At 67.1% G+C, this 23,000-nt stretch carries 36 protein-coding genes; 34 read left to right on the top strand and 2 right to left on the bottom strand.

The annotated features are described in order from the left end of the window. The 24 genes from ACYVO7_RS20735 to ACYVO7_RS20620 all read left to right on the top strand — a co-directional run. The coding region (locus tag ACYVO7_RS20735; protein WP_460451689.1) for an EF-Tu C-terminal domain-related protein at window positions 1-739 on the top strand (739 nt) is incomplete at its 5' end. A gap of 80 nt (window positions 740-819) precedes the next feature. Continuing rightward, the gene (gene rpsJ, locus ACYVO7_RS20730) at window positions 820-1,128 is read left to right on the top strand and encodes a 30S ribosomal protein S10 (RefSeq protein WP_406853928.1); all 309 of its coding nucleotides are present in this window, start codon (window positions 820-822) and stop codon (window positions 1,126-1,128) included. 25 nt (window positions 1,129-1,153) lie between these two features. Then, a complete protein-coding gene (rplC, locus tag ACYVO7_RS20725; RefSeq protein ID WP_406853927.1) occupies window positions 1,154-1,891 on the top strand; it encodes a 50S ribosomal protein L3 in 738 nt (245 codons plus the stop codon). Further along, complete coding sequence (gene rplD / locus ACYVO7_RS20720; RefSeq protein ID WP_406853926.1) at window positions 1,891-2,511, top strand: 50S ribosomal protein L4; 621 nt, start codon at window positions 1,891-1,893, stop codon at window positions 2,509-2,511. The genes rplC and rplD overlap by 1 nt, the downstream gene beginning before the upstream one ends. After that, window positions 2,508-2,804 (top strand): 50S ribosomal protein L23, encoded by a 297-nt coding sequence (locus ACYVO7_RS20715; RefSeq protein ID WP_406853925.1) that lies wholly within the window; start codon window positions 2,508-2,510, stop codon window positions 2,802-2,804. The genes rplD and ACYVO7_RS20715 overlap by 4 nt, the downstream gene beginning before the upstream one ends. A 16-nt stretch (window positions 2,805-2,820) precedes the next feature. After that, window positions 2,821-3,660, top strand: a complete 840-nt coding sequence (rplB, locus tag ACYVO7_RS20710) for a 50S ribosomal protein L2 (protein ID WP_406853924.1) — start codon at window positions 2,821-2,823, stop codon at window positions 3,658-3,660. Between the two features lie 11 nt (window positions 3,661-3,671). Beyond that, window positions 3,672-3,950 carry a 30S ribosomal protein S19 gene (gene rpsS / locus ACYVO7_RS20705; protein WP_406853923.1) on the top strand — a complete coding sequence of 93 codons (279 nt, stop codon included), beginning with the start codon at window positions 3,672-3,674 and terminating at the stop codon, window positions 3,948-3,950. Window positions 3,951-3,953: 3 nt separating this feature from the next. Beyond that, window positions 3,954-4,334 carry a 50S ribosomal protein L22 gene (gene rplV, locus ACYVO7_RS20700; protein ID WP_406853922.1) on the top strand — a complete coding sequence of 127 codons (381 nt, stop codon included), beginning with the start codon at window positions 3,954-3,956 and terminating at the stop codon, window positions 4,332-4,334. A gap of 10 nt (window positions 4,335-4,344) precedes the next feature. After that, window positions 4,345-5,052 carry a 30S ribosomal protein S3 gene (gene rpsC / locus ACYVO7_RS20695; protein WP_406853921.1) on the top strand — a complete coding sequence of 236 codons (708 nt, stop codon included), beginning with the start codon at window positions 4,345-4,347 and terminating at the stop codon, window positions 5,050-5,052. 24 nt (window positions 5,053-5,076) lie between these two features. Next, window positions 5,077-5,490: a 50S ribosomal protein L16 gene (rplP, locus tag ACYVO7_RS20690; protein WP_406853920.1), complete on the top strand. Its 414-nt coding sequence runs from the start codon at window positions 5,077-5,079 to the stop codon at window positions 5,488-5,490. 10 nt (window positions 5,491-5,500) lie between these two features. Beyond that, window positions 5,501-5,716, top strand: coding sequence for a 50S ribosomal protein L29 (rpmC, locus tag ACYVO7_RS20685; protein WP_406853918.1), 216 nt, complete (start codon window positions 5,501-5,503; stop codon window positions 5,714-5,716). Window positions 5,717-5,726: 10 nt separating this feature from the next. After that, entirely contained in the window at window positions 5,727-5,969 is a 243-nt protein-coding gene (gene rpsQ, locus ACYVO7_RS20680; RefSeq protein ID WP_406853917.1) for a 30S ribosomal protein S17, read from the top strand. A gap of 169 nt (window positions 5,970-6,138) precedes the next feature. Then, the gene (gene rplN, locus ACYVO7_RS20675) at window positions 6,139-6,507 is read left to right on the top strand and encodes a 50S ribosomal protein L14 (RefSeq protein ID WP_293868772.1); all 369 of its coding nucleotides are present in this window, start codon (window positions 6,139-6,141) and stop codon (window positions 6,505-6,507) included. Beyond that, window positions 6,507-6,824, top strand: a complete 318-nt coding sequence (rplX, locus tag ACYVO7_RS20670; protein ID WP_406853916.1) for a 50S ribosomal protein L24 — start codon at window positions 6,507-6,509, stop codon at window positions 6,822-6,824. The genes rplN and rplX overlap by 1 nt, the downstream gene beginning before the upstream one ends. Then, window positions 6,817-7,383, top strand: a complete 567-nt coding sequence (gene rplE / locus ACYVO7_RS20665; protein ID WP_406853915.1) for a 50S ribosomal protein L5 — start codon at window positions 6,817-6,819, stop codon at window positions 7,381-7,383. The genes rplX and rplE overlap by 8 nt, the downstream gene beginning before the upstream one ends. A 36-nt stretch (window positions 7,384-7,419) precedes the next feature. Further along, window positions 7,420-7,725, top strand: a complete 306-nt coding sequence (rpsN, locus tag ACYVO7_RS20660; RefSeq protein ID WP_460451688.1) for a 30S ribosomal protein S14 — start codon at window positions 7,420-7,422, stop codon at window positions 7,723-7,725. A 12-nt stretch (window positions 7,726-7,737) separates the two neighbouring features. Further along, window positions 7,738-8,136 carry a 30S ribosomal protein S8 gene (rpsH, locus tag ACYVO7_RS20655; protein ID WP_406853913.1) on the top strand — a complete coding sequence of 133 codons (399 nt, stop codon included), beginning with the start codon at window positions 7,738-7,740 and terminating at the stop codon, window positions 8,134-8,136. 37 nt (window positions 8,137-8,173) lie between these two features. Beyond that, the gene (gene rplF, locus ACYVO7_RS20650; RefSeq protein WP_460451687.1) at window positions 8,174-8,707 is read left to right on the top strand and encodes a 50S ribosomal protein L6; all 534 of its coding nucleotides are present in this window, start codon (window positions 8,174-8,176) and stop codon (window positions 8,705-8,707) included. Between the two features lie 9 nt (window positions 8,708-8,716). Further along, window positions 8,717-9,079 carry a 50S ribosomal protein L18 gene (gene rplR, locus ACYVO7_RS20645; RefSeq protein ID WP_460451686.1) on the top strand — a complete coding sequence of 121 codons (363 nt, stop codon included), beginning with the start codon at window positions 8,717-8,719 and terminating at the stop codon, window positions 9,077-9,079. Between the two features lie 168 nt (window positions 9,080-9,247). Beyond that, window positions 9,248-9,808 carry a 30S ribosomal protein S5 gene (rpsE, locus tag ACYVO7_RS20640; protein ID WP_406853910.1) on the top strand — a complete coding sequence of 187 codons (561 nt, stop codon included), beginning with the start codon at window positions 9,248-9,250 and terminating at the stop codon, window positions 9,806-9,808. Between the two features lie 11 nt (window positions 9,809-9,819). Continuing rightward, complete coding sequence (gene rpmD, locus ACYVO7_RS20635; RefSeq protein WP_460451685.1) at window positions 9,820-10,002, top strand: uL30 family ribosomal protein; 183 nt, start codon at window positions 9,820-9,822, stop codon at window positions 10,000-10,002. 13 nt (window positions 10,003-10,015) lie between these two features. Beyond that, complete coding sequence (gene rplO / locus ACYVO7_RS20630) at window positions 10,016-10,498, top strand: 50S ribosomal protein L15 (protein ID WP_460451684.1); 483 nt, start codon at window positions 10,016-10,018, stop codon at window positions 10,496-10,498. A gap of 120 nt (window positions 10,499-10,618) precedes the next feature. Continuing rightward, a complete protein-coding gene (gene secY, locus ACYVO7_RS20625) occupies window positions 10,619-11,953 on the top strand; it encodes a preprotein translocase subunit SecY (RefSeq protein ID WP_406853907.1) in 1,335 nt (444 codons plus the stop codon). Next, window positions 11,950-12,531, top strand: coding sequence for an adenylate kinase (locus ACYVO7_RS20620; protein WP_460451683.1), 582 nt, complete (start codon window positions 11,950-11,952; stop codon window positions 12,529-12,531). Before secY ends, ACYVO7_RS20620 begins: the two co-directional genes overlap by 4 nt. A gap of 25 nt (window positions 12,532-12,556) precedes the next feature. Here ACYVO7_RS20620 and ACYVO7_RS20615 read toward each other — a convergent pair whose 3' ends face one another. Continuing rightward, window positions 12,557-12,928: a hypothetical protein gene (locus ACYVO7_RS20615; RefSeq protein ID WP_460451682.1), complete on the bottom strand. Its 372-nt coding sequence runs from the start codon at window positions 12,926-12,928 to the stop codon at window positions 12,557-12,559. A 606-nt stretch (window positions 12,929-13,534) separates the two neighbouring features. On the opposite strand from ACYVO7_RS20615, the gene rpsM reads away from it, so the two are divergent. The 8 genes from rpsM (at window position 13,535) to ACYVO7_RS20575 (ending at window position 20,977) form a co-directional block, all read left to right on the top strand. Beyond that, window positions 13,535-13,903 (top strand): 30S ribosomal protein S13, encoded by a 369-nt coding sequence (rpsM, locus tag ACYVO7_RS20610; RefSeq protein WP_406853903.1) that lies wholly within the window; start codon window positions 13,535-13,537, stop codon window positions 13,901-13,903. Between the two features lie 144 nt (window positions 13,904-14,047). Next, window positions 14,048-14,437, top strand: a complete 390-nt coding sequence (gene rpsK / locus ACYVO7_RS20605; protein ID WP_188518751.1) for a 30S ribosomal protein S11 — start codon at window positions 14,048-14,050, stop codon at window positions 14,435-14,437. 124 nt (window positions 14,438-14,561) lie between these two features. Next, entirely contained in the window at window positions 14,562-15,578 is a 1,017-nt protein-coding gene (locus tag ACYVO7_RS20600) for a DNA-directed RNA polymerase subunit alpha (protein WP_460451681.1), read from the top strand. A gap of 103 nt (window positions 15,579-15,681) precedes the next feature. After that, a complete protein-coding gene (gene rplQ, locus ACYVO7_RS20595; RefSeq protein WP_460451680.1) occupies window positions 15,682-16,107 on the top strand; it encodes a 50S ribosomal protein L17 in 426 nt (141 codons plus the stop codon). A 161-nt stretch (window positions 16,108-16,268) separates the two neighbouring features. Next, complete coding sequence (locus ACYVO7_RS20590; RefSeq protein ID WP_460451679.1) at window positions 16,269-17,690, top strand: DegQ family serine endoprotease; 1,422 nt, start codon at window positions 16,269-16,271, stop codon at window positions 17,688-17,690. A gap of 47 nt (window positions 17,691-17,737) precedes the next feature. Next, window positions 17,738-19,045 carry a replication-associated recombination protein A gene (locus ACYVO7_RS20585; RefSeq protein ID WP_460451678.1) on the top strand — a complete coding sequence of 436 codons (1,308 nt, stop codon included), beginning with the start codon at window positions 17,738-17,740 and terminating at the stop codon, window positions 19,043-19,045. Between the two features lie 94 nt (window positions 19,046-19,139). Further along, window positions 19,140-19,523, top strand: a complete 384-nt coding sequence (crcB, locus tag ACYVO7_RS20580; protein ID WP_460451677.1) for a fluoride efflux transporter CrcB — start codon at window positions 19,140-19,142, stop codon at window positions 19,521-19,523. Then, the gene (locus ACYVO7_RS20575; protein ID WP_460451676.1) at window positions 19,520-20,977 is read left to right on the top strand and encodes an RluA family pseudouridine synthase; all 1,458 of its coding nucleotides are present in this window, start codon (window positions 19,520-19,522) and stop codon (window positions 20,975-20,977) included. Before crcB ends, ACYVO7_RS20575 begins: the two co-directional genes overlap by 4 nt. Before the next feature lie 134 nt (window positions 20,978-21,111). Here ACYVO7_RS20575 and ACYVO7_RS20570 read toward each other — a convergent pair whose 3' ends face one another. Next, window positions 21,112-21,297: a Flp family type IVb pilin gene (locus tag ACYVO7_RS20570; RefSeq protein WP_460451675.1), complete on the bottom strand. Its 186-nt coding sequence runs from the start codon at window positions 21,295-21,297 to the stop codon at window positions 21,112-21,114. A 197-nt stretch (window positions 21,298-21,494) separates the two neighbouring features. On the opposite strand from ACYVO7_RS20570, the gene ACYVO7_RS20565 reads away from it, so the two are divergent. Together ACYVO7_RS20565 and ACYVO7_RS20560 are read left to right on the top strand one after the other, a co-directional pair. Next, window positions 21,495-22,130: an HAD-IA family hydrolase gene (locus ACYVO7_RS20565; RefSeq protein WP_460451674.1), complete on the top strand. Its 636-nt coding sequence runs from the start codon at window positions 21,495-21,497 to the stop codon at window positions 22,128-22,130. 67 nt (window positions 22,131-22,197) lie between these two features. Beyond that, the gene (locus ACYVO7_RS20560; protein WP_460451673.1) at window positions 22,198-22,989 is read left to right on the top strand and encodes an ATP12 family chaperone protein; all 792 of its coding nucleotides are present in this window, start codon (window positions 22,198-22,200) and stop codon (window positions 22,987-22,989) included. The last annotated feature ends 11 nt before the right edge of the window (window positions 22,990-23,000 follow it).

Raw genomic sequence — 23,000 nt, 5'->3', positions numbered from 1 at the left:
GCTGGAGGTGCGCGAGCTCCTGGCCAAGTACGACTTCCCGGGCGACGACATCCCGATCGTGAAGGGCTCGGCGCTGGCGGCGCTGGAGAACAAGACGCCGGAGATCGGCCACGACGCGATCCTGAAGCTGATGGAGGCGGTCGACAGCTACATCCCGCAGCCGGAGCGTCCGAAGGACCAGCCCTTCCTGATGCCGGTGGAGGACGTGTTCTCGATCTCGGGCCGCGGCACGGTGGTGACGGGGCGCATCGAGCGCGGCGTCGTCAAGGTCGGCGAGGAAATCGAGATCATCGGCCTGAAGGCGACCGTGAAGACGACGGTGACGGGCGTCGAGATGTTCCGCAAGCTGCTCGACCAGGGCGAGGCGGGCGACAATGTCGGCTGCCTGCTGCGCGGCACCAAGCGCGAGGACGTCGAGCGCGGCCAGGTTCTGGCCAAGCCCGGCTCGGTGAAGCCGCACACGAAGTTCACGGCCGAGGCCTACATCCTCACCAAGGAGGAGGGCGGTCGCCACACGCCGTTCTTCACCAACTACCGTCCGCAGTTCTATTTCCGCACGACGGACGTGACCGGCATGGTGAAGCTGCCCGAGGGCACCGAGATGGTGATGCCGGGCGACAACGTCACCATGGAAGTCGAGCTGATCGCGCCCATCGCCATGGAGGAGAAGCTGCGCTTCGCCATCCGTGAAGGCGGCCGCACCGTCGGCGCCGGCGTGGTGGCGAGCATCATCGCGTAATGCACTGAAGGAGCGCGCCCGCGGGACGTCCTGCAGGCGCGCTATCCATCCGGACGGGATCTGCCCGAGGGCTCACGACAATGAACGGCCAAAACATCCGTATTCGCCTCAAGGCGTTCGATCATCGCGTGCTCGATTCGTCGACGAGCGAGATCGTGTCGACCGCTAAGCGGACCGGAGCGCAGGTGCGGGGACCGATCCCCCTTCCGACGCGTATCGAGAAATTCACTGTGAACCGCTCTCCGCACGTCGACAAGAAGTCGCGGGAGCAGTTCGAGATCCGCACTCACAAGCGCGTTCTCGACATCCTCGACCCGACCCCCCAGACCGTCGATGCTTTGATGAAGCTCGACCTGGCGGCCGGCGTCGATGTCGAGATCAAGCTCTAAGCGAGCGGGACACGGGGACCACACCATGCGGTCAGGCGTCATCGCCCAGAAACTCGGCATGACCCGCATCTTCACGGATGCCGGGGAACATGTGCCGGTCACCGTCCTCAAGCTGGACCACTGTCAGGTGGTCGGGCACAGGACGGAGGACAAGAACGGTTACACCGCGCTGCAAGTCGGCGCCGGTCTGGCCAAGGTCAAGAACGTCTCGAAGGCGGAGCGCGGCAATTTCGCGATCGCCAAGGTCGAGCCGAAGCGCAAGCTCGCCGAGTTCCGCGTGTCCACGGACACGCTGATCCCGGTCGGCGCCGAGATCACCGCTGACCACTTCGTGGCGGGCCAGTTCGTCGACGTGACGGGCACCTCCACGGGTAAGGGTTTCGCGGGCGGCATGAAGCGCTGGAACTTCGGCGGTCTTCGCGCCTCTCACGGCGTGTCCGTGTCGCACCGCTCGCTCGGTTCGACCGGCGGCCGCCAGGACCCGGGCAAGACGTTCAAGAACAAGAAGATGGGCGGCCATCTCGGCGTCGAGCGCGTCACCACGCAGAACCTGCGTGTGGTGCAGACGGATGTCGAGCGCGGCCTGATCCTCGTCGAGGGCGCGGTCCCCGGCGTGAAGGGCGGTTGGATCTTCGTGCGGGACGCGGTCAAGCGCGCTCTCCCGGCCGAGGCCCCCAAGCCCGGCGCGTTCCGGCTGCCGAACGGCTCGGAGACGGCGGCTCCGGAAGCGGCTCCCCAGGCGACTGAAGGGGAGATCGCGTGATGAAGCTCGACGTCACCAATTTCGATGGCGGCGCAGCAGGCTCGGTCGAGCTGTCGGACGAGATCTTCGGTCTCGATCCCCGGCAGGACCTGATCCAGCGCTACGTGCTGTGGCAGCTCGCCAAGCGGCAGGCCGGCACGCACAAGACCAAGGGTCGCGCCGAGATCTGGCGCACCGGCAAGAAGCTCTACAAGCAGAAGGGCAGCGGCAACGCTCGTCACGGCTCGGCCCGCGTGCCGCAGTTCCGCGGCGGCGGACGCGCCTTCGGGCCGGTGGTCCGCTCGCACGAGCATGACCTGCCCAAGAAGGTCCGCGCGCTCGCGCTGCGTCACGCCCTCTCGGCCAAGGCCAGGGACGGCGGCATCATGGTCGTCGACCAGGCCTCCGCGGCCGAGCCGAAGACCAAGGCGCTGCGTGACCGCTTCACGGCTCTGGGCCTCGGCAACGCGCTGATCATCGACGGCGCCGAGCTGAACGTAAACTTCGCGCTCGCTGCGCGGAACATCCCGAACATCGATGTCCTGCCGGTTCAGGGCATCAACGTCTACGACATCCTGCGGCGCGAGAAGCTCGTGCTGACCAAGGCGGCCGTGGATGCGTTGGAGGCGCGCTTCAAATGAGCACCGATCCGCGGCACTACGACATCATCCTCGGCCCGGTCATCACCGAAAAGGCGACGACCCAGTCCGAGCAGAACAAGGTCGTCTTCAAGGTTCGCAAGGACGCCTCCAAGCCGCAGATCAAGGCGGCGGTGGAGAAGCTCTTCGACGTCAAGGTCGAGGCCGTCAACACCCTGATCCGCAAGGGCAAGGTGAAGCGCTTCAAGGGGACCGTCGGAAAGCAGTCGGACGTGAAGAAGGCTGTCGTGACCCTGGCCGAGGGCCAGTCGATCGACGTCACGACCGGGCTTTGAGCGAGAGGATCAGATCATGGCGCTCAAGACCTTCAAGCCGATCACGCCGAGCCTTCGCCAGCTCGTGATCGTCGACCGCAGCGAGCTCTACAAGGGCAAGCCGGTCAAGACGCTCACGGCCGGCAAGTCCGAGGCGGGCGGCCGCAACAACACCGGCCGCATCACCGTCCGCTTCCGCGGCGGCGGCCACAAGCAGACCTACCGCATCGTCGACTTCAAGCGTCGCGAGCGGATGGGCGAAGTCGCCAAGGTGGAGCGGATCGAATACGATCCCAACCGCACGGCGTTCATCGCGCTGCTCCGGTTCCCCGACGACGGCGTCTCCTACATCCTGGCGCCGCAGCGCCTGGCGGTGGGCGCGCAGGTGGTGGCGGCCGAACAGGCCGACATCAAGCCCGGCAACGCCATGGCGATCGGCAACATCCCGGTGGGCACCATCGTCCACAATGTGGAGATGAAGATCGGCAAGGGCGGCGCGCTCGCCCGCTCGGCCGGCACCTACGCCCAGATCGTGGGCCGCGACCAGGGTTACGTGATCGTCCGCCTGAACTCGGGCGAGCAGCGCCTGATCCATGGCGGCTGCTTCGCGACGGTGGGCGCGGTGTCGAACCCCGACCACATGAACACCTCGATCGGCAAGGCCGGTCGTCAGCGCTGGCTCGGCCGTCGCCCGCATAACCGCGGCGTGACCATGAACCCGATCGACCATCCGCACGGCGGCGGCGAAGGCCGCACCTCGGGCGGCCGCCACCCGGTCACTCCGTGGGGCAAGCCGACCAAGGGCAAGAAGACGCGTTCCAACAAGCGGACCGACAAGTTCATCGTGTCGTCCCGCCACGCCCGCAAGAAGAAGTAAGGGGGTCCACGATGACTCGTTCCGTATGGAAGGGCCCGTTCGTCGACGGCTACCTCCTGAAGAAGGCGGACGCCGCGCGAGCCGCCACCCGTTCCGAGGTGATCAAGATCTGGAGCCGTCGCTCCACGATCCTGCCGCAGTTCGTCGGCCTCACCTTCGGCGTTTACAACGGCCAGAAGCATATCCCGGTGAACGTTTCCGAGGAGATGGTCGGCCACAAGTTTGGCGAGTTCGCCCCGACCCGTACGTTCTACGGGCACGCGGCGGACAAGAAAGCCAAGAGGCGGTAAGCCATGGGCAAGGCTGCAACTCCCCGCGCGCTTCCGGACAATGAAGCGAAGGCCGTCGCCCGGATGCTCCGGGTGTCGCCGCAGAAGCTGAACCTGGTCGCCGGTCTGATCCGGGGCAAGAAGGTCGCCACGGCGCTCGCCGATCTCGAATTCTCGAGGAAGCGCATCGCCCGTGACGTCCGCAAGTGCCTGGAAAGCGCCATCGCGAACGCCGAGAACAACCACGACCTGGACGTCGACGATCTCGTCGTGTCCCAGGCCTTCGTGGGCAAGGCGCTCGTCATGAAGCGGTTCCACGCCCGCGCCCGCGGTCGCGCTGGTCGTGTCGAGAAGTTCTTCTCGAACCTCACGATCATCGTGCGCGAAACCGAAGCCAAGGCCTGAGGAGAGAACCATGGGTCAGAAGGTCAATCCAATCGGCCTGCGCCTCGGCGTCAACCGCACGTGGGACAGCCGCTGGGTCGCCAGCAAGGGCGAGTACGGCCGGCTGCTGCACGAGGACATCGCGATCCGCAAGGCGTTGATGAAGACGCTGAAGCAGGCCGCGGTCTCCAAGATCGTCATCGAGCGCCCGCACAAGAAGTGCCGCGTCACCATCTACTCGGCTCGTCCGGGCGTGGTGATCGGCAAGAAGGGCGCGGACATCGAGAAGATGCGCAAGTCCGTGACGAAGATGACGAACTCCGAGGTCGTCATCAACATCGTCGAGGTGCGCAAGCCCGAGGTCGACGCGACGCTCGTCGCGGACTCGATCGCCCAGCAGCTGGAGCGCCGCGTGGCGTTCCGCCGCGCGATGAAGCGCGCCGTTCAGTCGGCGATGCGTCTGGGCGCGGAAGGCATCCGGATCAACTGCTCGGGCCGCCTCGGCGGCGCCGAAATCGCGCGCCAGGAATGGTACCGCGAGGGACGCGTTCCGCTGCACACGCTGCGCGCGGACGTGGACTACGGCGTGGCGACGGCGTTCACCACCTATGGCACCTGCGGCATCAAGGTCTGGATCTTCAAGGGCGAGATCCTCGAGCATGACCCGATGGCTCAGGACAAGCGCATGGCCGACGAGGGTGGCCAGCGGTCCGGCGGCCGCCGCGACCACGCGGCCTGACGGACCGGTTGAGGAATCACAGACATGCTTCAGCCCAAGAAGACGAAGTTCCGCAAGCAGTTCAAAGGCCGCATCAGCGGCGCTGCGAAGGGCGGGACCAACCTGGACTTCGGCCAGTTCGGCCTGAAGGCCATGGAGCCTGAGCGCGTCACGGCCCGCCAGATCGAGGCGGCCCGCCGTGCGCTCACCCGCCACATGAAGCGCGCCGGCCGCGTCTGGATCCGCGTGTTCCCGGACGTTCCGGTCTCGTCCAAGCCCACGGAAGTCCGCATGGGCAAGGGCAAGGGCGCGCCGGAGTTCTGGGCCTGCCGCGTCAAGCCCGGCCGCATCATGTTCGAAATCGACGGCGTCTCGGTCGACCTCGCTCGCGAGGCCCTGACCCTGGCGGCCGCCAAGCTGCCGATCAAGACGCGCTTCATCCAGCGCATCGCCGAGTAAGGAGGGCGACATGAAGACGAAGCAGAGGCTCTCCGACCTCACTGCGATGTCGAAGGACCAGCTTCAGGACGAGCTCCTGAAGCTGAAGAAGGAACAGTTCAACCTGCGTTTCCAGAAGGCCACCGGCCAGCTGGAGAACACGGGCCGCATCAAGGAAGTCCGTCGCGACATCGCGCGGATCAGGACCACGGCGGCCGCAAAGCTCGCCGAAGCTGGCAAGGCTTGAGGAGAGACCGATGCCGAAGCGCATACTGCAGGGCGTCGTCGTCAGCGACAAGCAGGACAAGACTGTCGTCGTGAAGGTCGAGCGCCGGTTCACCCATCCGCTTCTGAAGAAGACGGTGCGGCGGACCAAGAACTACCACGCCCACGACGAAGCCAACCGGTTCAAGGTCGGCGACGAGGTGCGCATCGAGGAATCGAAGCCCATCTCCAAGCTCAAGACCTGGGTCGTGGTCGAAGAAGCGACCGCGTCCTAAAAAGAATTTTCGAAAATCAGAGCGTTTGGCCGCGCTGGTGGGTTCCCACGGGCGCGGAAAAATGCTCTTGAGTGCGCGCACAAACGGGGGACGCAGATCCCCGTCAGGCGAAGTCCGGCGAGCCTGAGATCGCCGGAAACCGGTCTGAGACACAGAAAGGATCAAGACCATGATCCAGATGCAGACGAATCTCGATGTCGCCGACAATTCAGGCGCCCGTCGTGTGATGTGCATCAAGGTCCTCGGCGGCTCCAAGCGCAAATACGCTGGAGTCGGTGACGTCATCGTCGTTTCCGTGAAGGAGGCGATTCCGCGCGGCCGCGTGAAGAAGGGCGACGTCATGAAGGCGATCGTCGTTCGCACCGCCAAGGACATCCGTCGCGCGGACGGTTCGGTGATCCGCTTCGACCGCAATGCGGCCGTGCTGATCAACAACCAGAAGGAGCCGATCGGCACCCGCATCTTCGGACCGGTGCCCCGCGAGCTCCGCGCCAAGAATCACATGAAAATCATTTCGCTCGCGCCTGAGGTGTTGTGATGGCCGCGAAGATCAAGAAGGGCGACAAGGTCGTCGTCATCACGGGCCGTGACGCGGGCAAGACCGGCGAGGTCGTGCAGGTCATGCCGAAGGAGACCCGGGCCATCGTGCGCGGCGTCAACCTGGTGAAGAAGCATCAGCGCCAGACCGCGAACCAGGAAGGCGGGATCATCTCGAAAGAGGCTCCGATCCAGCTGTCCAATCTCGCGATCGCCGACCCGAAGGACGGCAAGCCGTCCCGCGTCGGCTTCAAGGTGCTCGAGGACGGGCGCAAGGTTCGTTTCGCCAAGCGTTCGGGAGATCTGATCGATGGCTAACGCGAATGTTGCGGGCCCTGAGCCCCGCCTGAAGACCATTTACACCGACGTGGTGCGGCCGAAGCTCATCGAGGAGTTCGGCTACAAGAACGTCATGGAAGTGCCGACCATCGAGAAGGTCGTGCTCAACATGGGCGTCGGCGAAGCCACGCAGGACACCAAGAAGGTCCAGTCGGCCGCGGCCGACCTGGCCCTCATCGCCGGCCAGAAGCCGGTGATCACCAAGGCCCGCCAGGCGATCGCGACCTTCAAGGTCCGCGAGAACATGCCGATCGGCGCCAAGGTGACGCTCCGCAAGGTGCGGATGTACGAGTTCCTCGACCGCCTGGTGAACATCGCGCTCCCGCGCGTCCGCGACTTCCGGGGCCTGAACCCCAAGTCGTTCGACGGCCGCGGCAACTTCGCGATGGGCATCAAGGAGCACCTGATCTTCCCGGAGATCAACTACGACAAGGCCGAGGCCGTGTGGGGCATGGACATCATCGTCTGCACCACCGCCAAGACCGACGACGAGGCTCGCGCCCTGTTGCGCGCCTTCAACTTCCCGTTCCGGCAGTAAGAGCTCGCTCTTAAACGCGGAAACCAGGAGAAACACATGGCCAAGAAGAGCTCTGTCGAGAAGAACAAGCGGCGCATGAAGCTCGTGAAGCAGTACGCGGGCAAGCGCGCGCGTCTTCTCGAGGTCGCGAACGACGAGTCCAAGTCGATGGAGGAGCGTTTCGGCGCCCGCCTCAAGCTGTCCGAGCTGCCGCGCAACGCGAACCCCACCCGGGTGCGCAACCGTTGCGAGATCACGGGCCGTCCGCGCGCCTATTATCGCAAGTTGAAGATGTCCCGTATTGCGCTTCGCGAGCTCGGCTCGCAGGGCGTGATCCCGGGTCTGACCAAGTCGAGCTGGTGAGGAGGATCGACCATGGCGATCAATGATCCCGTCGGTGATATGCTCACCCGCATCCGCAACGCCCAGATGCGCCGCAAGGGCAAGGTGACGAGCCCCGGCTCGAAGCTGCGCGCCCGCGTGCTCGACGTGTTGCAGTCGGAAGGCTACATCCGCGGCTATTCGACGACCGAGTACGGCAACGGCCGCACGGAGTTCGAGATCGAACTGAAGTATTTCGACGGCGCCCCCGTCATTCGCGAGATCGCTCGCGTGTCGAAGCCGGGCCGCCGCGTGTACTCCGCCGTCGACTCGATGCCGCGCGTCGCCAACGGCCTCGGCATCACCATCATCTCCACGCCGCAGGGCGTCATGGCCGATCACGAGGCCAGGGAGAAGAACGTCGGCGGCGAAGTGCTCTGCACGGTCTTCTGATCGGCAATCAGCGCAACGCAGTCACGGGGAGACCACAATGTCTCGTATTGGAAAGAAGCCCGTTGCGGTGCCGGCCGGCGTTACGGCCAACCTCGACGGCAACCTGGTGAAGGTCAAGGGAGCGAAGGGCGAGCTGTCCTTCCTGGCTCCCGAGGACGTCGCCGTCACGCTCGAGAACGGCGCCATCACGGTGACGCCGCGCACCGAGACCAAGCGCGCCCGTGCGATGTGGGGCATGTCCCGCTCGCAGGTGGCGAACCTGATCGACGGCGTGACCAAGGGCTATGAGAAGAAGCTCGAGATCACCGGCGTCGGCTACAAGGCCGCGGTCGCCGGCAAGGTCCTGAAGCTGTCGCTCGGCTACAGCCACGACGTCGACTACGAGATCCCGGCCGGCATCGCGATCACCACGCCGAAGCCGACCGAGATCCTCGTCTCGGGCGTCGACAAGCAGCGCGTGGGCCAGACCGCCGCCGAGATCCGCGACTTCCGCGGTCCGGAGCCCTACCAGGGCAAGGGCGTCCGGTACTCGGGCGAGTTCATCTTCCGCAAGGAAGGCAAGAAGAAGTAAGGACCGGCCATGCCTAAGAACCTCGAGGCCGCCGAGCGCCGTCTTGCTCGTGTGCGCCGTTCCATCAAGAAAGTGTCGAACGGGCGTCCGCGCCTGTCGGTCTTCCGCTCGTCGAAGCAGATCTACGCCCAGATCATCGACGACGCGCAGGGCGTCACCCTTGCGGCCGCCTCCTCGCTGGAGAAGGACCTCAAGGGCGGCCTGAAGACCGGGGCCGACACCGACGCCGCCAAGGCCGTCGGCAAGCTCGTCGCCGAGCGCGCCAAGGCCGCCGGCGTCGACAAGGTCGTGTTCGACCGCGGCTCCTACATGTATCACGGCCGCGTCAAGGCGCTGGCCGAAGCCGCCCGCGAAGGCGGCCTGGACTTCTGATCGCCGCCCCGGCGCCGCGCGCGCCGGGCCGACGGTCGTCCGAGAGACGCGGCGGGCCACCCCAAGAGGGTGGCCTTCCGCCGTCGGTCCCTGTAAAGGGTCCGCACGTCCCATCATCGAGCGAGCGGCGGGCCCGGAGGGTTCGTCCGCGCAAGTGAGAGAGAGATCATGGCTAGAGAGCCCCGTCAGGGCCGGGATCGCGAAGAGCGCGATTCCGAGTTCGTGGACCGCCTCGTCCACATCAACCGCGTCGCCAAGGTGGTGAAGGGCGGCCGTCGCTTCGGTTTCGCCGCCCTCGTCGTCGTCGGCGACCAGAAGGGCCGCGTCGGCTTCGGCCACGGCAAGGCCCGCGAAGTGCCGGAAGCCATCCGCAAGGCCACGGAAGCCGCCAAGCGCGCGCTCATCCGCGTGCCGTTGCGCGAAGGCCGCACGCTGCATCACGACGTCGCCGGCCGCCACGGCGCCGGCAAGGTGATCCTGCGCGCCGCCCCGGCCGGCACCGGCATCATCGCCGGCGGCCCGATGCGCGCCGTCTTCGAGGCGCTCGGCGTCCATGACGTCGTGTCGAAGTCGCTCGGCTCGTCGAACCCCTACAACCTCGTGCGCGCCACGTTCGACGCTCTGAAGAGCGAAGATTCGCCGCGTTCGGTCGCGGCCCGCCGCGGCCTCAAGGTCAGCGTCCTCCAGTCCCGCCGCGGCGACGCGGACGGCGCTGGCGCCGACGCCTGAGGGAGGGAACGATGGCTGACAAGACCGTGACGGTCGAACAGACCGGTAGCCCGATCCGCCGCGACGCCAGCCAGCGCGCGACGCTGGTCGGCCTGGGGCTCAACAAGATGAATCGCCGTTCGACTCTTGCCGACACCCCTTCGGTGCGCGGCATGATCGCGAAGGTGAAGCACCTCGTGCGCGTCGTCGATTGAGGAGCGCATCACCATGAAGCTCAACGAAATCTCTGATAACGAAGGCGCCAAGAAGGGCCGCATGCGCGTCGGACGCGGCATCGGCTCGGGCAAGGGCAAGACCGGCGGACGCGGCGTGAAGGGTCAGAAGGCCCGCACCGGCGTGGCCGTGAAGGGCTTCGAGGGCGGCCAGATGCCGCTCTATCGCCGCCTGCCCAAGCGCGGCTTCTGGAACCCCTTCTCGACGGACCTGAACGAGGTCAATCTCGGGCGGATCCAGGAGGCGGTCGACGCCAAGAAGCTCGACGCGGGCCAGCCCGTGACGATCGAGGCCCTCGTGGCGGCGGGCGTGTGCTCCAAGCCGCGCGACGGCGTCAAGATCCTCGGCGTCGGCGACCTCACCGCGAAGCTCTCCTTCGAGGTCTTCGGCGCTTCGAAGTCGGCGCAGGCCGCCATCGAGAAGGCCGGCGGATCGGTGAAGATCCTCGCCGCCGCGGTGGCGGAATCGGCGGCCTGATCCTATCTCAGGATCACGCCGTGATGGTGATGACGCCGGGCGGCGGACCATGTCCGCATCGCCCGGCGTCGCTTTTTTGGGGGCTGGCGCCTCCCACCTTTTCCGATATCGGAGCGCAGTATGGCATCCGCGGCTGAACAGCTTGCAGCGAACCTGAATTTCGGCGCCTTGGCGAAGGCCGAGGAACTCAAGAAGCGGATCTGGTTCACGCTCGGCGCGCTGCTGGTCTACCGGCTTGGGACCTACATCCCGCTGCCCGGGATCAACATCGATGCGCTCAACGACATCTTCAAGCAGCAGCAGCAGGGCGTGCTGGGCCTGTTCAACATGTTCTCGGGCGGCGCCGTCGGCCGCCTGGCGATCTTCGCCCTGAACATCATGCCCTACATCTCGGCCTCCATCATCATCCAGCTCCTCACGTCGATCGTGCCGAGCCTGGAGGCCTTGAAGAAGGAAGGCGAGGGCGGCCGCAAGGTCATCAACCAGTACACGCGATACCTCACGGTCGTGCTGGCGACGTTCCAGGCCTACGGCATCTCCAAGGGCCTGCAGGGCTCCTCCAACGTCGTGGCCAATCCGGGCCTGTTCTTCGAGATCTCGACCACGATCACGCTGGTCGGCGGCACCATGTTCCTGATGTGGCTCGGCGAGCAGATCACCGCCCGCGGCATCGGCAACGGCTCCTCGCTGATCATCTTCGCCGGCATCGTGGCGGAGCTCCCCTCCGCCGTGGTCGGCACGCTGGACCTCAGCCGCCAGGGCGCCATCCCGGCCATCCTGCTGCTGGGCGTCGTGCTGATGTCGGCGGCCGTGATCGCCTTCATCGTGTTCATGGAGCGGGCGCAGCGCCGGCTTTTGATCAACTATCCCAAGCGCCAGGTCGGCAACCGGGTCTATGAGGGGCAGACGTCGTTCCTGCCGCTGAAGCTCAACACCTCGGGCGTCATCCCGCCGATCTTCGCCTCGTCGCTGCTGCTGCTGCCGACGACGATCGCGGGCTTCTCGGCCCAGTCCGGCGGCACCGGCTTCCTGGCCAACATGGCGGTCTATCTCGGCCATGGCCGGCCGCTGTTCATGCTGCTCTACGCCGGCCTGATCGTGTTCTTCGCCTTCTTCTACACGGCCATCGTGTTCAATCCTCAGGAGACGGCCGACAACCTGAAGAAGCATGGCGGCTTCATTCCGGGCATCCGGCCGGGCGAGCGCACCGCAGAGTTCATCGACAAGGTGCTGACGCGCATCACCGTCCTGGGCGCCGGCTACCTCGTCATCATCTGCATGTTGCCCGAACTGCTGATTTCGCAATTCGCGCTGCCGTTCTATTTCGGTGGAACGTCGCTGCTGATCGTCGTGAGCGTCACGATGGACACGGTGGCGCAGGTTCACGGCCATCTGCTGGCGCATCAGTACGAGGGCCTCGTGAAAAAGGCGAAGCTGCGGGGGAGGCGTCGTTGAGGTTGATCTTGTTGGGACCGCCCGGGGCGGGCAAGGGCACGCAGGCGGTCCGGCTGGTGGAAAGACTGGGCATCCCCCAGCTGTCGACCGGCGACATGCTCCGCGCGGCGGTTTCGGCGGGCACGCCGATCGGCCTGAAGGCCAAGGCGGTGATGGAGTCGGGCGGACTCGTCTCCGACGACATCGTCATCGGCATCGTGGCCGACCGCATCGAGGAAGCTGACGCCAAGCGGGGCTTCATCCTGGACGGCTTCCCGCGCACGGTTGCGCAGGCCGAAGCCCTGGACAGGATGCTCGAGGCGAAGGGCCTCAAGCTCGACGCAGTGGTGGAACTCGTGGTCGACCAGAACGCGCTGGTGCACCGCATCGTCAAGCGCGCCGAGGAGACGGCCGCGGCCGGCCTGCCGGTGCGCAAGGACGACGATCCGGAGGTGTTCAAGACCCGCCTCGCGGCCTACAACCGCGACACCGCTGTTGTGTCTCCCTATTACGAGGAGACGAACCGGCTGAAGCGCATCGACGGCATGCAGCCGATCGACAGCGTCACGCAGGCCGTGAAGGACGCGATCGGAGGGTAGGGTCGCGTGGCTCGGCGCCGTTAGCTCAACGCAGGATCAGCGTGCGCCCATCCTGAGCGACGTCGATCGTTTTGGCGATGCTGCTGGCGAGCACGGCCGGAGGGGCTATGACGACGTAGTCGACGTCACCTTGCCGTCCTATCCTGCCGGGCGGGATCAAACCGCGATCGTGAACTGCGACATCGAAGCCGGGGCCCAGATCGCTCCAAATATTCGTGCCTCTCTGGCGTATCCGGCGCGTGTCAGCCCAACTGAACGCAAGAATACGGTTATGTCCGCGCTTGGCGGCTTTGATCTCTTCGAGGAATGCTGTCCCGCGTTTAAGCGCCAATGCCGAAATGTGAACCGTATTTGCGGCAGCGAACCATTGGTCGTAATTGAAGTGCTGTCCCGTCATGGATCTCTCCTAAAACGTTGCGAACGGATCAAGGACCAGACCGGGAGCCTCGCCAAATCCCGAACGGGAGAATTCTTGGTTTCCAGTGCACTGATAGGTTGCTGAATAGCTTCGGTTTCCGAAGATGTCGGTAATACGCGCCACACCACTCAGGATGCAGACCCGGATGACGTTTGCTGCGAGCGATATCGGATCGCCTCCGCTTTCCGCCGCCCAACGTCCTGCCCCGTCCTGCCCAGCAGGCGTGCGAGGCTGGTTTGGGTCATACTTGAAGCCGTATGTCGGACGGAACCCGGCGGTTTTTCGGTGAGGCACGCTCTCCATTTTTGTTCCCAAGAGTTAGGTTCGTCTCAATCGAAATAGGAAGATAAGCGTTGCTTCGCCGTGTCAAGGCATGGCGACTTGACACTCCGCCGCCAATCCCCTAACCACCCGCTATCCGGTTTCACCATCTGGACTCCCGAAGCCTCCTGGCGGGGCGGCGGGGGTCTGTTCGTTTGTGAAGCCAACCGCGCAGGGGCCGGCCTCCACCGGACGCGCGGGACCAGCAACCGCCGGGACCAGCCCGGCTCCGGGCGCGAGCCCGGCGACATGGAGACGGCCGCAATGGCACGTATCGCAGGCGTCAACATCCCGACGAACAAGCGCGTCGTGATCGCCCTTCAGTACATCCACGGCATCGGCGCCAAGAAGGCCGAGGAGATCACGACGGCTGTCGGGATCCCGGCCGACCGCCGCGTGGCGCAGCTCACCGACAACGAGGTGCTGCAGATCCGCGAGATGATCGACCGCGACTACACGGTCGAGGGCGACCTGCGCCGCGAAGTGGCGATGAACATCAAGCGCCTGATGGATCTCGGCTGCTACCGCGGCCTGCGCCACCGCCGCAACCTGCCGGTTCGCGGCCAGCGCACGCACACCAACGCGCGCACCCGCAAGGGCAAGTCCAAGCCGATCGCCGGCAAGAAGAAGTAATTTTCGGGCGAGTTGCGAATGGCGAATGGCGAGTAGGGCAAAGCCCTTCCTTCCATTCGCTATTCGCTACTCCCCACTCGCTCAACCGACCACCTCCATCCCGAGCGCCTGGCATGACGGGCGCGCAAGAAGGATCCCGATCCCATGGCCAAGGAAGCAACCCGCGTTCGTCGCCGCGAACGCAAGAACATCGTGTCGGGCGTCGCTCACGTGAACGCCTCGTTCAACAACACGATGATCACGATCACGGACGCGCAGGGCAACACCATCGCCTGGTCGTCGGCCGGCATGATGGGCTTCAAGGGCTCGCGCAAGTCGACCCCGTACGCCGCCCAGGTGGCCGCCGAGGACGCCGGCCGCAAGGCCGCCGAGCACGGCATGCGCACCCTCGAGGTCGAGGTGACGGGCCCGGGCTCCGGCCGCGAGTCGGCGCTGCGCGCGCTCCAGGCCGCCGGCTTCACGGTGACCTCCATCCGCGACGTGACGCCGATCCCGCACAACGGCTGCCGCCCGCGCAAGCGTCGTCGCGTCTGACGCGACCCAAGACTGCGTCTTCCCGTCCGACGGGACGGGGAGGCGTCACCATCCGCCATCGTGAACGCGGGGCCAGGGTCGACGGACCGATATGCCTCGCGCTCTTTCATGAGGGACAACACCCGTGATCCAGAAGAACTGGCAAGACCTGATCAAGCCGACGAAGCTCGACGTCACTGCGGGCGACGACGGCAAGCGGGTGGCCACGCTCGTCGCCGAGCCGCTCGAGCGCGGCTTCGGCGTGACGCTGGGCAACGCCCTGCGCCGCATCCTCCTGTCGTCGCTCCAGGGCGCCGCCATCACCTCCGTCCACATCGACGGCGTGCTGCACGAGTTCTCGTCCATCCCGGGCGTGCGTGAGGACGTCACCGACATCGTCCTGAACATCAAGGCGATCTCGATCAAGATGCAGGCCGAGGGCATGAAGCGCCTGACGCTGCGCAAGCAGGGCCCCGGCCAGGTCAAGGCCGGCGACATCCAGACCCCTGGCGACTGCCAGATCCTGAACCCCGAGCTCGTGATCTGCACCCTCGACGAGGGCGCGGAGATCCGCATGGAGTTCACGGTCAAGATGGGCAAGGGCTATGTCGCGGCGGACCGCAACCGTCCCGAGGACGCGCCGATCGGCCTGATCCCGGTCGACAGCCTGTATTCGCCGGTCAAGAAGGTCAGCTACCGCGTCGAGAACACCCGCGAGGGCCAGATCCTCGACTATGACAAGCTGACGCTGACGGTCGAGACCAATGGCGGCGTCTCGCCGGAAGACTCGGTGGCCTACGCCGCCCGCATCCTGCAGGACCAGCTCGAAGTGTTCGTGAACTTCGAGGAGCCCCGGCGCGAGGAAGAGAAGACGGCGATGCCGGAGCTCGCCTTCAACCCGGCGCTGCTCAAGAAGGTGGACGAGCTGGAGCTCTCGGTGCGTTCGGCGAACTGCCTGAAGAACGACAACATCGTCTATATCGGCGACCTGATCCAGAAGACGGAGGCGGAGATGCTCCGCACCCCGAACTTCGGCCGCAAGTCGCTGAACGAGATCAAGGAAGTGCTCGCGGGCATGGGCCTTCATCTCGGAATGGAAATCGCCGGCTGGCCGCCGGAGAACATCGAAGAGCTCGCGAAGCGCTTCGAAGAGCACTACTGAGCCAAGTTTTCGACCCGGGCGGGCGACGGATCAACCGTCGCCTGACCCACAATGAAGACGGCCGACCCGTGGCACGGCGGCCGAACCATCGAGGAGAGATCCTATGCGCCATGGATTCAGGGGCCGCCGGTTCAACCGCTCGGCCGAGCACCGCAAGGCCATGTTCGCGAACATGTGCCAGGCCCTCATCAAGCACGAGCAGATCATCACCACGCTGCCGAAGGCCAAGGACCTGCGTCCGGTCGTCGAGAAGCTGGTGACGCTCGGCAAGCGCGGCGACCTGCACGCCCGCCGCCAGGCGATCGCGCAGATCAAGGACGTCCAGCTCGTCAAGAAGCTGTTCGACGTGCTCGGCCCGCGTTACGCCGAGCGCAATGGCGGCTACACCCGCATCATGAAGGCGGGCTTCCGCTTCGGCGACAACGCCGCGATGGCGGTGATCGAGTTCGTCGACCGCGACGTCGACGCCCGCGGCCAGGATTCCGGCCCGAGCCAGAACGCCGGCGCCGACATGGAGGAGGCGGCGTAAGCCCTCTCCCATCGCCAGCGACCTTCAGGGCGGCTCTCGGGCCGCCCTTTTTCGTTTCGGCCGGCGAGGTCTTGCGCCGCTGAGCGTGCGCGGCCGCTCTTCCTCGCGCCCACGGGGCTCGCTATATGCGCTTCACCTTCAACCCTGATGGGAATCACGCCATGCGGACGATGATCAAGCCACTGCTCGGCGCGGCGTTCCTCATCCTGGCCTGGGGCGGAGCCGGCAGGGACGCCTCGGCGCAGGGCCTGCAGGCGCCCGTTCCACAGACCATGGCGCAGGCCAAGGCGAGCTTCGCGCCGCTGGTGCATCGCGTCAGCCCCGGCGTGGTCAATGTCTACGCCACCCGCGTCCAGAAGATGCCGCGCAATCCCTACCTGGACGATCCCATCTTCCGTCGCTTCTTCGGGGGCGGGGCGGACCAGCCGCAGGAGCGGGTTCAGCGCTCGCTCGGGTCCGGGGTCATCGTCGATCCGTCCGGCTTCGTGGTCACCAACCATCACGTCATCGAGGGCATGACGGAGGTGAAGGTCGCGCTCGCCGACAAGCGCGAGTTCGAGGCCGACATCGTGCTGCGCGATCCGCGCACTGACCTCGCTGTGATCAAGATCAAGGGATCGGAGCCCTTCAAGGCGCTCGAACTCGGCGATTCGGACGCCCTGGAGGTCGGAGACCTCGTCCTCGCCGTGGGCAATCCGTTCGGGGTCGGCCAGACCGTCACGTCCGGCATCGTGTCCGCGCTGGCGCGCACCCAGGTGGGCGTTTCGGACTATCAGTTCTTCATCCAGACCGACGCGGCGATCAATCCCGGCAATTCCGGCGGGGCGCTCATCGACGTGAACGGCAAGCTCATCGGCGTCAACACCGCCATCTTCTCCCAGTCGGGCGGCAGCCACGGCATCGGGTTCGCCATTCCGGCCAACATGGTCAAGGTGGTGGTGGCGTCGGCCAAGGGCGGCAGCAAGAGCGTGCGGCGGCCGTGGTTCGGCGGCAAGCTCCAGGCCGTCTCGTCGGACCTGACCGAGAGCCTGGGCCTCGACCGGCCGACCGGCGCCCTCGTGGCTTCCGTGGTGGACAAGAGCCCGGCCGCCGAGGCGGGGCTGAAGGCCGGGGACGTGATCCTGTCCGTCGACGGACAGACCGTCGACGATCCGGACGGCTTCGGCTTCCGCTTCGCCACCAAGCCCCTGGGCGGGACGGCCTCGCTCAGCGTGCTGCGGGCGGGCAAGAAGATCGTCGTGCCGGTGAAGCTCTCGCCCGCGCCCGAAAGCCGCCCCCGCGACACCGTCGTGCTCAAGGGCCGCTGGCCGCTGGCCGGGGCCACGGTGATGAACGCCTCGCCGGCCGTGGCGGAGGAGATCTCCGCCGAGATCGGGCTGGATGGCGTCGTGGTGGCCGACGTCGCGCCCGGCTCGCAGGCCGCCGAACTCGGCCTCAAGAAAGGCGACGTGATCCTGAACGTCGACGACAATCCGGTGAAGTCCACCCGCGAGTTGGAGAAGCTCGCCAAGCCCCGGCAGTATTACTGGAAGCTGGTCGTGCAGCGGGGCGGGGAAGTCCTCACCACCGCGGTGGGCGGGTAGGGGCGCGGGGGATGGCGTCGCGGCCCTGACGTCGCTATCTCTGGTTCATGTCCACTCTGTTCGAAGCCGCGGGCCTGGAGAAGGGCGCGCCCCGTCCCCTGGCGGACCGGCTGCGCCCGACGACTCTCGACGAGGTGGTCGGCCAGGAGCATCTGGTCGGGCCCGAGGGCGCGCTGACGCGGCTGGTCGAGTCCGGGTCGCTCGGATCGCTCATCTTCTGGGGGCCGCCCGGCACCGGCAAGACCACGGTCGCGCGTTTGCTCGCGCATGAGACGACGCTGCATTTCGAGCCCATCTCGGCGATCTTCACCGGGGTCGCCGATCTCAAGAAGGTGTTCGAGGCGGCGCGGGGCCGACGCGCGACCGGGCGCGGCACGCTGCTCTTCGTCGACGAGATCCACCGCTTCAACCGCTCACAGCAGGACGCCTTCCTGCCCGTGATGGAGGACGGCACGATCACCCTCGTGGGGGCGACGACCGAGAATCCGTCCTTCGAACTCAACGCCGCGCTTCTGTCGCGGGCGCGCGTGCTGACCTTCCGGTCGCTGGACGAGAGCGCCATCGCGCGCCTTCTGGCCCGCGCCGAGGCGGTGGAGGGCAGGCCGCTTCCCCTCGAGGAGGAGGCCCGGGCCGCCCTCGTGGCGATGGCGGACGGGGACGGACGGGCGTCGCTGACGCTCGCCGAGGAGCTCTGGCGCGCCGCCAAGCCCGGCGAGGTCTTCGACGTCGCCGGGCTGTCGCGCGTCGTCCAGAGGCGGGCGCCGATCTACGACAAGGGCCAGGACGGGCACTACAATCTCATCAGCGCCCTGCACAAGACGGTGCGCGGATCGGATCCCGACGCCGCTCTCTATTATCTGGCCCGGATGCTCGACGCCGGCGAGAACCCTCTCTATATCGGCCGCCGCCTCGTCCGGATGGCGGTCGAGGACATCGGGCTGGCCGATCCCCAGGCCCTGGTGATCGCCAACGCCGCCAAGGACGCCTACGACTATCTGGGCTCGCCGGAGGGCGAGCTCGCGCTGGCCCAGGCCACCGTCTACCTGGCGACGGCGCCCAAATCCAACGCCGTCTACACCGCCTACAAGGCCGCGCTGCGGGCCGCCAGGGACGGCGGCTCGCTGACGCCGCCCAAGACCATCCTGAACGCGCCGACCAAGCTGATGAAGCAGGAGGACTACGGCGCGGGCTACCGCTACGACCACGACGAGCCGGACGCCTTCTCGGGCCAGGACTACTGGCCGGAGAAGCTTGGGCGCCAGGCCTTCTACGCGCCGGTGGAGCGGGGTTTCGAGCGGGAGATCCGCAAGCGGATGGAGTGGTGGGACAAGCTGCGCGGCGAGCGCGGCGGGTGATCCGCGCCCCGCCGGGGTATTCAGGACCGGCCGGCGGTGCTACCACCCGCTCTGGCTATGAGACCGCGCGGTCTTGCGGCGGGGCCGGACGGACATGCAGTCGACATTACTGGTTTTCATCGGAGGCGGGCTCGGGGCGGCGCTGCGCCACGCCTCGAATGTCGCCATCGCCCGAAGCTTCGGGACGGCATTCCCGTGGAACACGCTGGTGATCAACGTGGCCGGTTCGGCCGCCATGGGTCTGCTGGCGGCGTTCTTCGCGTTCAAGGCCGGCGAAAGCTGGTCGCAGCCGGCCAGGCTGTTCCTGACCACGGGCGTGTGCGGCGGCTTCACGACCTTTTCGGCCTTCTCGCTCGACGCCGTCCTGCTGTGGGAGCGGGGTTCGACGAGCCTCGCCATCGCCTACGCGATCGCCTCGGTCGTGCTGTCCATATTGGGGCTGCTCGCCGGCCTCGCGATCGTCAGGAGCTTGACATGAAGAGCGGCGGACCCAAGAGGCCAGGCGGCGGCCGCCCGAGCGCGGGCGGACGGGCCGGACGGACGCGGCCGGGGACGGCGGCGCCCCGCGGCGGCGCGGCCAAGGGTGCGGCCAAGGGCGCGGGCGAACGATCCGGGGCGCCGGACCGGCCGTCCCGCGACGCCGGCAAGTCCTTCGGCGCGGGCGGCCCGTCGGGCGCCGGCAAGGCCTCGCGCTCGGCCAAGCCCTACGGGACCGGAGCGCCCCTCTCGGCGGGGCGGACCCGCCGGCGTGCGGACGAGAGCGGCGGGGAGCCCTTGCGCTTCATGCCCAGCGAAACGTCCGCGCCTCGCCGGTCGCGCGGCTGGACCGGCGAAGCCGCGTCTCCGCGTCAGGCCGAGGAGGCCCAGCCGGCGCCGCGTGCGCCGGCCCGGGGAGAGCAGGGCTCCCCGGAGGCCCAGGAGGTCGCGCCGGCGATGACCGGCGTGCAGACCGTCGCCGTCACGGCGGACGAAGCCGGAATGAGGGTGGACCGCTTCCTGGAGGCGCGCTTTCCGGGGCTGTCCTTCAGCCATATCCAGCGGGTCGTCCGGAAGGGCGAGTTGCGGGTGAACGGCAAGCGGGTCGAGACGAAGGACCGGCTCCTGGAAGGGCAGGCCGTCCGGATACCGCCCCTGTCGCTGGAGCCGCCGAAGACGGGGCCGCGCGCCTCGAAGGCGGACGAGGAGACCAGGGCCTTTCTGAAGTCCATCACGCTCTATGAAGACGACGACATGCTCGTCATCGACAAGCCCATGGGCCTCGCGGTCCAGGGCGGGTCGGGCATGACGACCCATGTGGACAAGATGCTGGAAGCGCTGACCGACGCCAAGGGCCAGACGCCCCGGCTGGTGCACAGGCTCGATCGCGACACGTCAGGCTGCCTCGTGATCGCCAAGACGCGCTTCGCGGCCTCCACCATGGCCAAGAGCTTCAGGTCGCGCGACACCCGCAAGACCTACTGGGCGCTCGTGGCCGGGGTCCCGCGGGTCAAGCAGGGCCGCATCTCGACCTATCTGGCCAAAGGCGAGGATGACGAAGGCGACGCCAAGATGCACGTCGCCAAGCACGGGGCCGAAGGGGCCACGCATGCGGTCACCTATTACGCGGTGGTGGAGACGGCGGCGCAAAAGCTCGCCTGGCTGTCGCTGAAGCCGGTCACCGGCCGCACGCACCAGCTACGCGCCCACACGGTCCATATCGGGCATCCGATCGTGGGCGATCCAAAATATTTCAACATCGAGAATTGGGAGCTGCCGGGCGGGATTCAGAACCGCCTGCATCTTCTGGCGCGGCGCATCGTCATCCCGCATCCGCGGACGGGCAAGCCGATCGACGTCACCGCGCCTTTGCCGCCGCACATGCGGCAATCCTGGAACCTGCTGGGCTTCGACACGGCCCGCTACGATCCGATCGAGGAGGCGCCGGAAGCTTGAGGCGCTTGGGCCAGGACGAGCAGGCGTGGGACGAGTTCATGCCGTTTCTCGCGAAGCGCCCATGGCGTTCAGCAAAAGACCCCGGCGTCGCCGCCGGGGTCTTCCGTAAGAGCAGGCTGAAGGTGCTGCGAAGATCAGCACGTGCCGTCGTTACACTTCATCAGCTGGCCGCCCAGCTTCTGGAAGTTGGTGTTGACGCTGTTCTTGAGGATGTTCGCGCCGGCGACGATGCCGATGCCGAGGATGCCGGCGATCAGGCCGTACTCGATCGCGGTGGCGCCAGACTCGTTGCGGGCGAAAGACTTGATGAGAGAAAGCATCGGCTTGGCTCCTGGTTTTTGAATGCCATTCGTTGTGGCATGAGCGAACCTAGCCGCCGCCGCTTAACTGATGATTATTTTCAAGAAATGAGATGCCTGTTTTGACTTTCGATGTGACATATGCTAAACCCCCGCTTTCCGGATGGTGCTTGGTTGCGGGGTCGTCCGTGCGCCCCGCCGCCTCGGGCGCCTGACCGGTGCGCGCCTATCTCTTCGACATGGACGGAACGCTCGTCGACAGCGCGTCGACGATCCTGGCGTCACACGCCTCGGCTTTCGAGGCGCTCGGCATGGAGCCGCCCGCCCCGGCGACCCTGCTCGCTCTGGTGGGCGTGTCGCTGATCCCGACCTACGAAGCTTTGGTCGGGCCGGACGGGCCCGTGGAGGACCTGGTCGCGCGCTACCGCGAGGCGTTTCGGTCCCGCGTTTCGGCTCCGGGCCATCGTGAGCGCCTCTTTCCGGGGGCCGATGCGGTCCTGAGGCGGCTCGCCGCGCGGCCCGGGACGGCGCTGGGTCTCGTCACCGGCAAGTCGCGCCGTGGCGTGGCGCGGATCCTCGAGGCGGAGGGATGGGGCCCGCTCTTCGCGACCGTTCAGACCGCCGACGACGCGCCCTCCAAGCCGCATCCGGCCATGGCCCTGCAGGCTCTCGCCGCGATCGGCGCGGAGCCGGGCGACGCGGTCGTGATCGGCGACACCACTTTCGACGTCGAGATGGCGAGGGCCGCGGGCCTGCGGGCGATCGGGGTGGACTGGGGCCATCACGGCCCGGACCTGCTGCGGGCCGCCGGCGCGGAACGGGTCATCTCCAGCTTCGACGAGTTGGACCCCTGAGGACCGCGGCCGTTCGACAGACGCACGGCACTGGACAAGGGGCGGGCGGGGCTCCACATCCAAGCCCATGACCGACGACGCACCCCCCTGGTTCGCCCCCGAGGACGAGGCGCCCGATCCCCGGCGCTCCGCCCGGATCGGCGCGAAGCCCGTCCTGCCGCGCCGCTTCTACCGGGAGGCGTCCGCGACGCAGTCCGACGCCGGCTTCGTCCTGACGCTGGACGGCCGCCCGGCCCGCACGCCCGCCAAGGCGCCGCTCGCTCTTCCCACGGCCGCCGCCGCGGAGGCCGTCGCGGCCGAGTGGGCGGCGCAGGGCGCGGAGATCGACCCTGCCCGAATGCCGCTCACCCGCCTGGTCAATTCAGGGCTCGACGGCGTCGCGCGGATGCGCGGGGAGGTCGTCGACGAAATCGCCCGCTACGCCGGGTCGGACCTGCTGTGCTACCGGGCAGGCGAACCGGCGAGGCTCGTCGCCATGCAGGCCGACGCCTGGGACCCGGTGCTGGACTGGGCGCGCGAGGCGCTCGGCGCGCGCTTCTTCCTCACCGAGGGCGTGGTCTTCGCCGAGCAGCCGCCGGGCTCGGTGGAGGCGGTGCGCGGCGCGGTCGCGTGGGTTCAGGATCCGATCTCGCTGGCGGCGCTCTCCACCATCACGAGCCTCACCGGCTCCGTCCTGCTGGCGCTCGCCGTCGCCAGGGGGCGCCTGTCCGCCGTCGAGGCCTGGGCGGCCGCGCACGTCGACGAAGATTTCCAGATGGAGGTCTGGGGCATGGACGACGAGGCGCTGGAGCGCCGCGCAAGGCGGTGGACCGAGATGGAGGCGTCGGCCCGGATGATCCAGCTGATTGGTCCGGCCTAGGCCCCTGCTGC

Source organism: Alsobacter sp. SYSU BS001988, assembly GCF_054796215.1.
The sequence above is the reverse complement of the archived record's forward strand: the minus strand, read 5'-3'. Positions and strand labels throughout refer to the sequence as shown.

Excerpts from the sequence above, each read along its gene's own strand:
- rpsJ (WP_406853928.1), top strand. The coding sequence starts at position 820 with ATGAACGGCCAAAACATCCGTATTCGCCTCAAGGCGTTCGATCATCGC.
- rplC (WP_406853927.1), top strand. The coding sequence starts at position 1,154 with ATGCGGTCAGGCGTCATCGCCCAGAAACTCGGCATGACCCGCATCTTC.
- rplD (WP_406853926.1), top strand. The coding sequence starts at position 1,891 with ATGAAGCTCGACGTCACCAATTTCGATGGCGGCGCAGCAGGCTCGGTC.
- ACYVO7_RS20715 (WP_406853925.1), top strand. The coding sequence starts at position 2,508 with ATGAGCACCGATCCGCGGCACTACGACATCATCCTCGGCCCGGTCATC.
- rplB (WP_406853924.1), top strand. The coding sequence starts at position 2,821 with ATGGCGCTCAAGACCTTCAAGCCGATCACGCCGAGCCTTCGCCAGCTC.
- rpsS (WP_406853923.1), top strand. The coding sequence starts at position 3,672 with ATGACTCGTTCCGTATGGAAGGGCCCGTTCGTCGACGGCTACCTCCTG.
- rplV (WP_406853922.1), top strand. The coding sequence starts at position 3,954 with ATGGGCAAGGCTGCAACTCCCCGCGCGCTTCCGGACAATGAAGCGAAG.
- rpsC (WP_406853921.1), top strand. The coding sequence starts at position 4,345 with ATGGGTCAGAAGGTCAATCCAATCGGCCTGCGCCTCGGCGTCAACCGC.
- rplP (WP_406853920.1), top strand. The coding sequence starts at position 5,077 with ATGCTTCAGCCCAAGAAGACGAAGTTCCGCAAGCAGTTCAAAGGCCGC.
- rpmC (WP_406853918.1), top strand. The coding sequence starts at position 5,501 with ATGAAGACGAAGCAGAGGCTCTCCGACCTCACTGCGATGTCGAAGGAC.
- rpsQ (WP_406853917.1), top strand. The coding sequence starts at position 5,727 with ATGCCGAAGCGCATACTGCAGGGCGTCGTCGTCAGCGACAAGCAGGAC.
- rplN (WP_293868772.1), top strand. The coding sequence starts at position 6,139 with ATGATCCAGATGCAGACGAATCTCGATGTCGCCGACAATTCAGGCGCC.
- rplX (WP_406853916.1), top strand. The coding sequence starts at position 6,507 with ATGGCCGCGAAGATCAAGAAGGGCGACAAGGTCGTCGTCATCACGGGC.
- rplE (WP_406853915.1), top strand. The coding sequence starts at position 6,817 with ATGGCTAACGCGAATGTTGCGGGCCCTGAGCCCCGCCTGAAGACCATT.
- rpsN (WP_460451688.1), top strand. The coding sequence starts at position 7,420 with ATGGCCAAGAAGAGCTCTGTCGAGAAGAACAAGCGGCGCATGAAGCTC.
- rpsH (WP_406853913.1), top strand. The coding sequence starts at position 7,738 with ATGGCGATCAATGATCCCGTCGGTGATATGCTCACCCGCATCCGCAAC.
- rplF (WP_460451687.1), top strand. The coding sequence starts at position 8,174 with ATGTCTCGTATTGGAAAGAAGCCCGTTGCGGTGCCGGCCGGCGTTACG.
- rplR (WP_460451686.1), top strand. The coding sequence starts at position 8,717 with ATGCCTAAGAACCTCGAGGCCGCCGAGCGCCGTCTTGCTCGTGTGCGC.
- rpsE (WP_406853910.1), top strand. The coding sequence starts at position 9,248 with ATGGCTAGAGAGCCCCGTCAGGGCCGGGATCGCGAAGAGCGCGATTCC.
- rpmD (WP_460451685.1), top strand. The coding sequence starts at position 9,820 with ATGGCTGACAAGACCGTGACGGTCGAACAGACCGGTAGCCCGATCCGC.
- rplO (WP_460451684.1), top strand. The coding sequence starts at position 10,016 with ATGAAGCTCAACGAAATCTCTGATAACGAAGGCGCCAAGAAGGGCCGC.
- secY (WP_406853907.1), top strand. The coding sequence starts at position 10,619 with ATGGCATCCGCGGCTGAACAGCTTGCAGCGAACCTGAATTTCGGCGCC.
- ACYVO7_RS20615 (WP_460451682.1), bottom strand. The coding sequence starts at position 12,928 with ATGACGGGACAGCACTTCAATTACGACCAATGGTTCGCTGCCGCAAAT.
- rpsM (WP_406853903.1), top strand. The coding sequence starts at position 13,535 with ATGGCACGTATCGCAGGCGTCAACATCCCGACGAACAAGCGCGTCGTG.
- rpsK (WP_188518751.1), top strand. The coding sequence starts at position 14,048 with ATGGCCAAGGAAGCAACCCGCGTTCGTCGCCGCGAACGCAAGAACATC.
- rplQ (WP_460451680.1), top strand. The coding sequence starts at position 15,682 with ATGCGCCATGGATTCAGGGGCCGCCGGTTCAACCGCTCGGCCGAGCAC.
- ACYVO7_RS20590 (WP_460451679.1), top strand. The coding sequence starts at position 16,269 with ATGCGGACGATGATCAAGCCACTGCTCGGCGCGGCGTTCCTCATCCTG.
- ACYVO7_RS20585 (WP_460451678.1), top strand. The coding sequence starts at position 17,738 with ATGTCCACTCTGTTCGAAGCCGCGGGCCTGGAGAAGGGCGCGCCCCGT.
- crcB (WP_460451677.1), top strand. The coding sequence starts at position 19,140 with ATGCAGTCGACATTACTGGTTTTCATCGGAGGCGGGCTCGGGGCGGCG.
- ACYVO7_RS20575 (WP_460451676.1), top strand. The coding sequence starts at position 19,520 with ATGAAGAGCGGCGGACCCAAGAGGCCAGGCGGCGGCCGCCCGAGCGCG.
- ACYVO7_RS20570 (WP_460451675.1), bottom strand. The coding sequence starts at position 21,297 with ATGCTTTCTCTCATCAAGTCTTTCGCCCGCAACGAGTCTGGCGCCACC.
- ACYVO7_RS20560 (WP_460451673.1), top strand. The coding sequence starts at position 22,198 with ATGACCGACGACGCACCCCCCTGGTTCGCCCCCGAGGACGAGGCGCCC.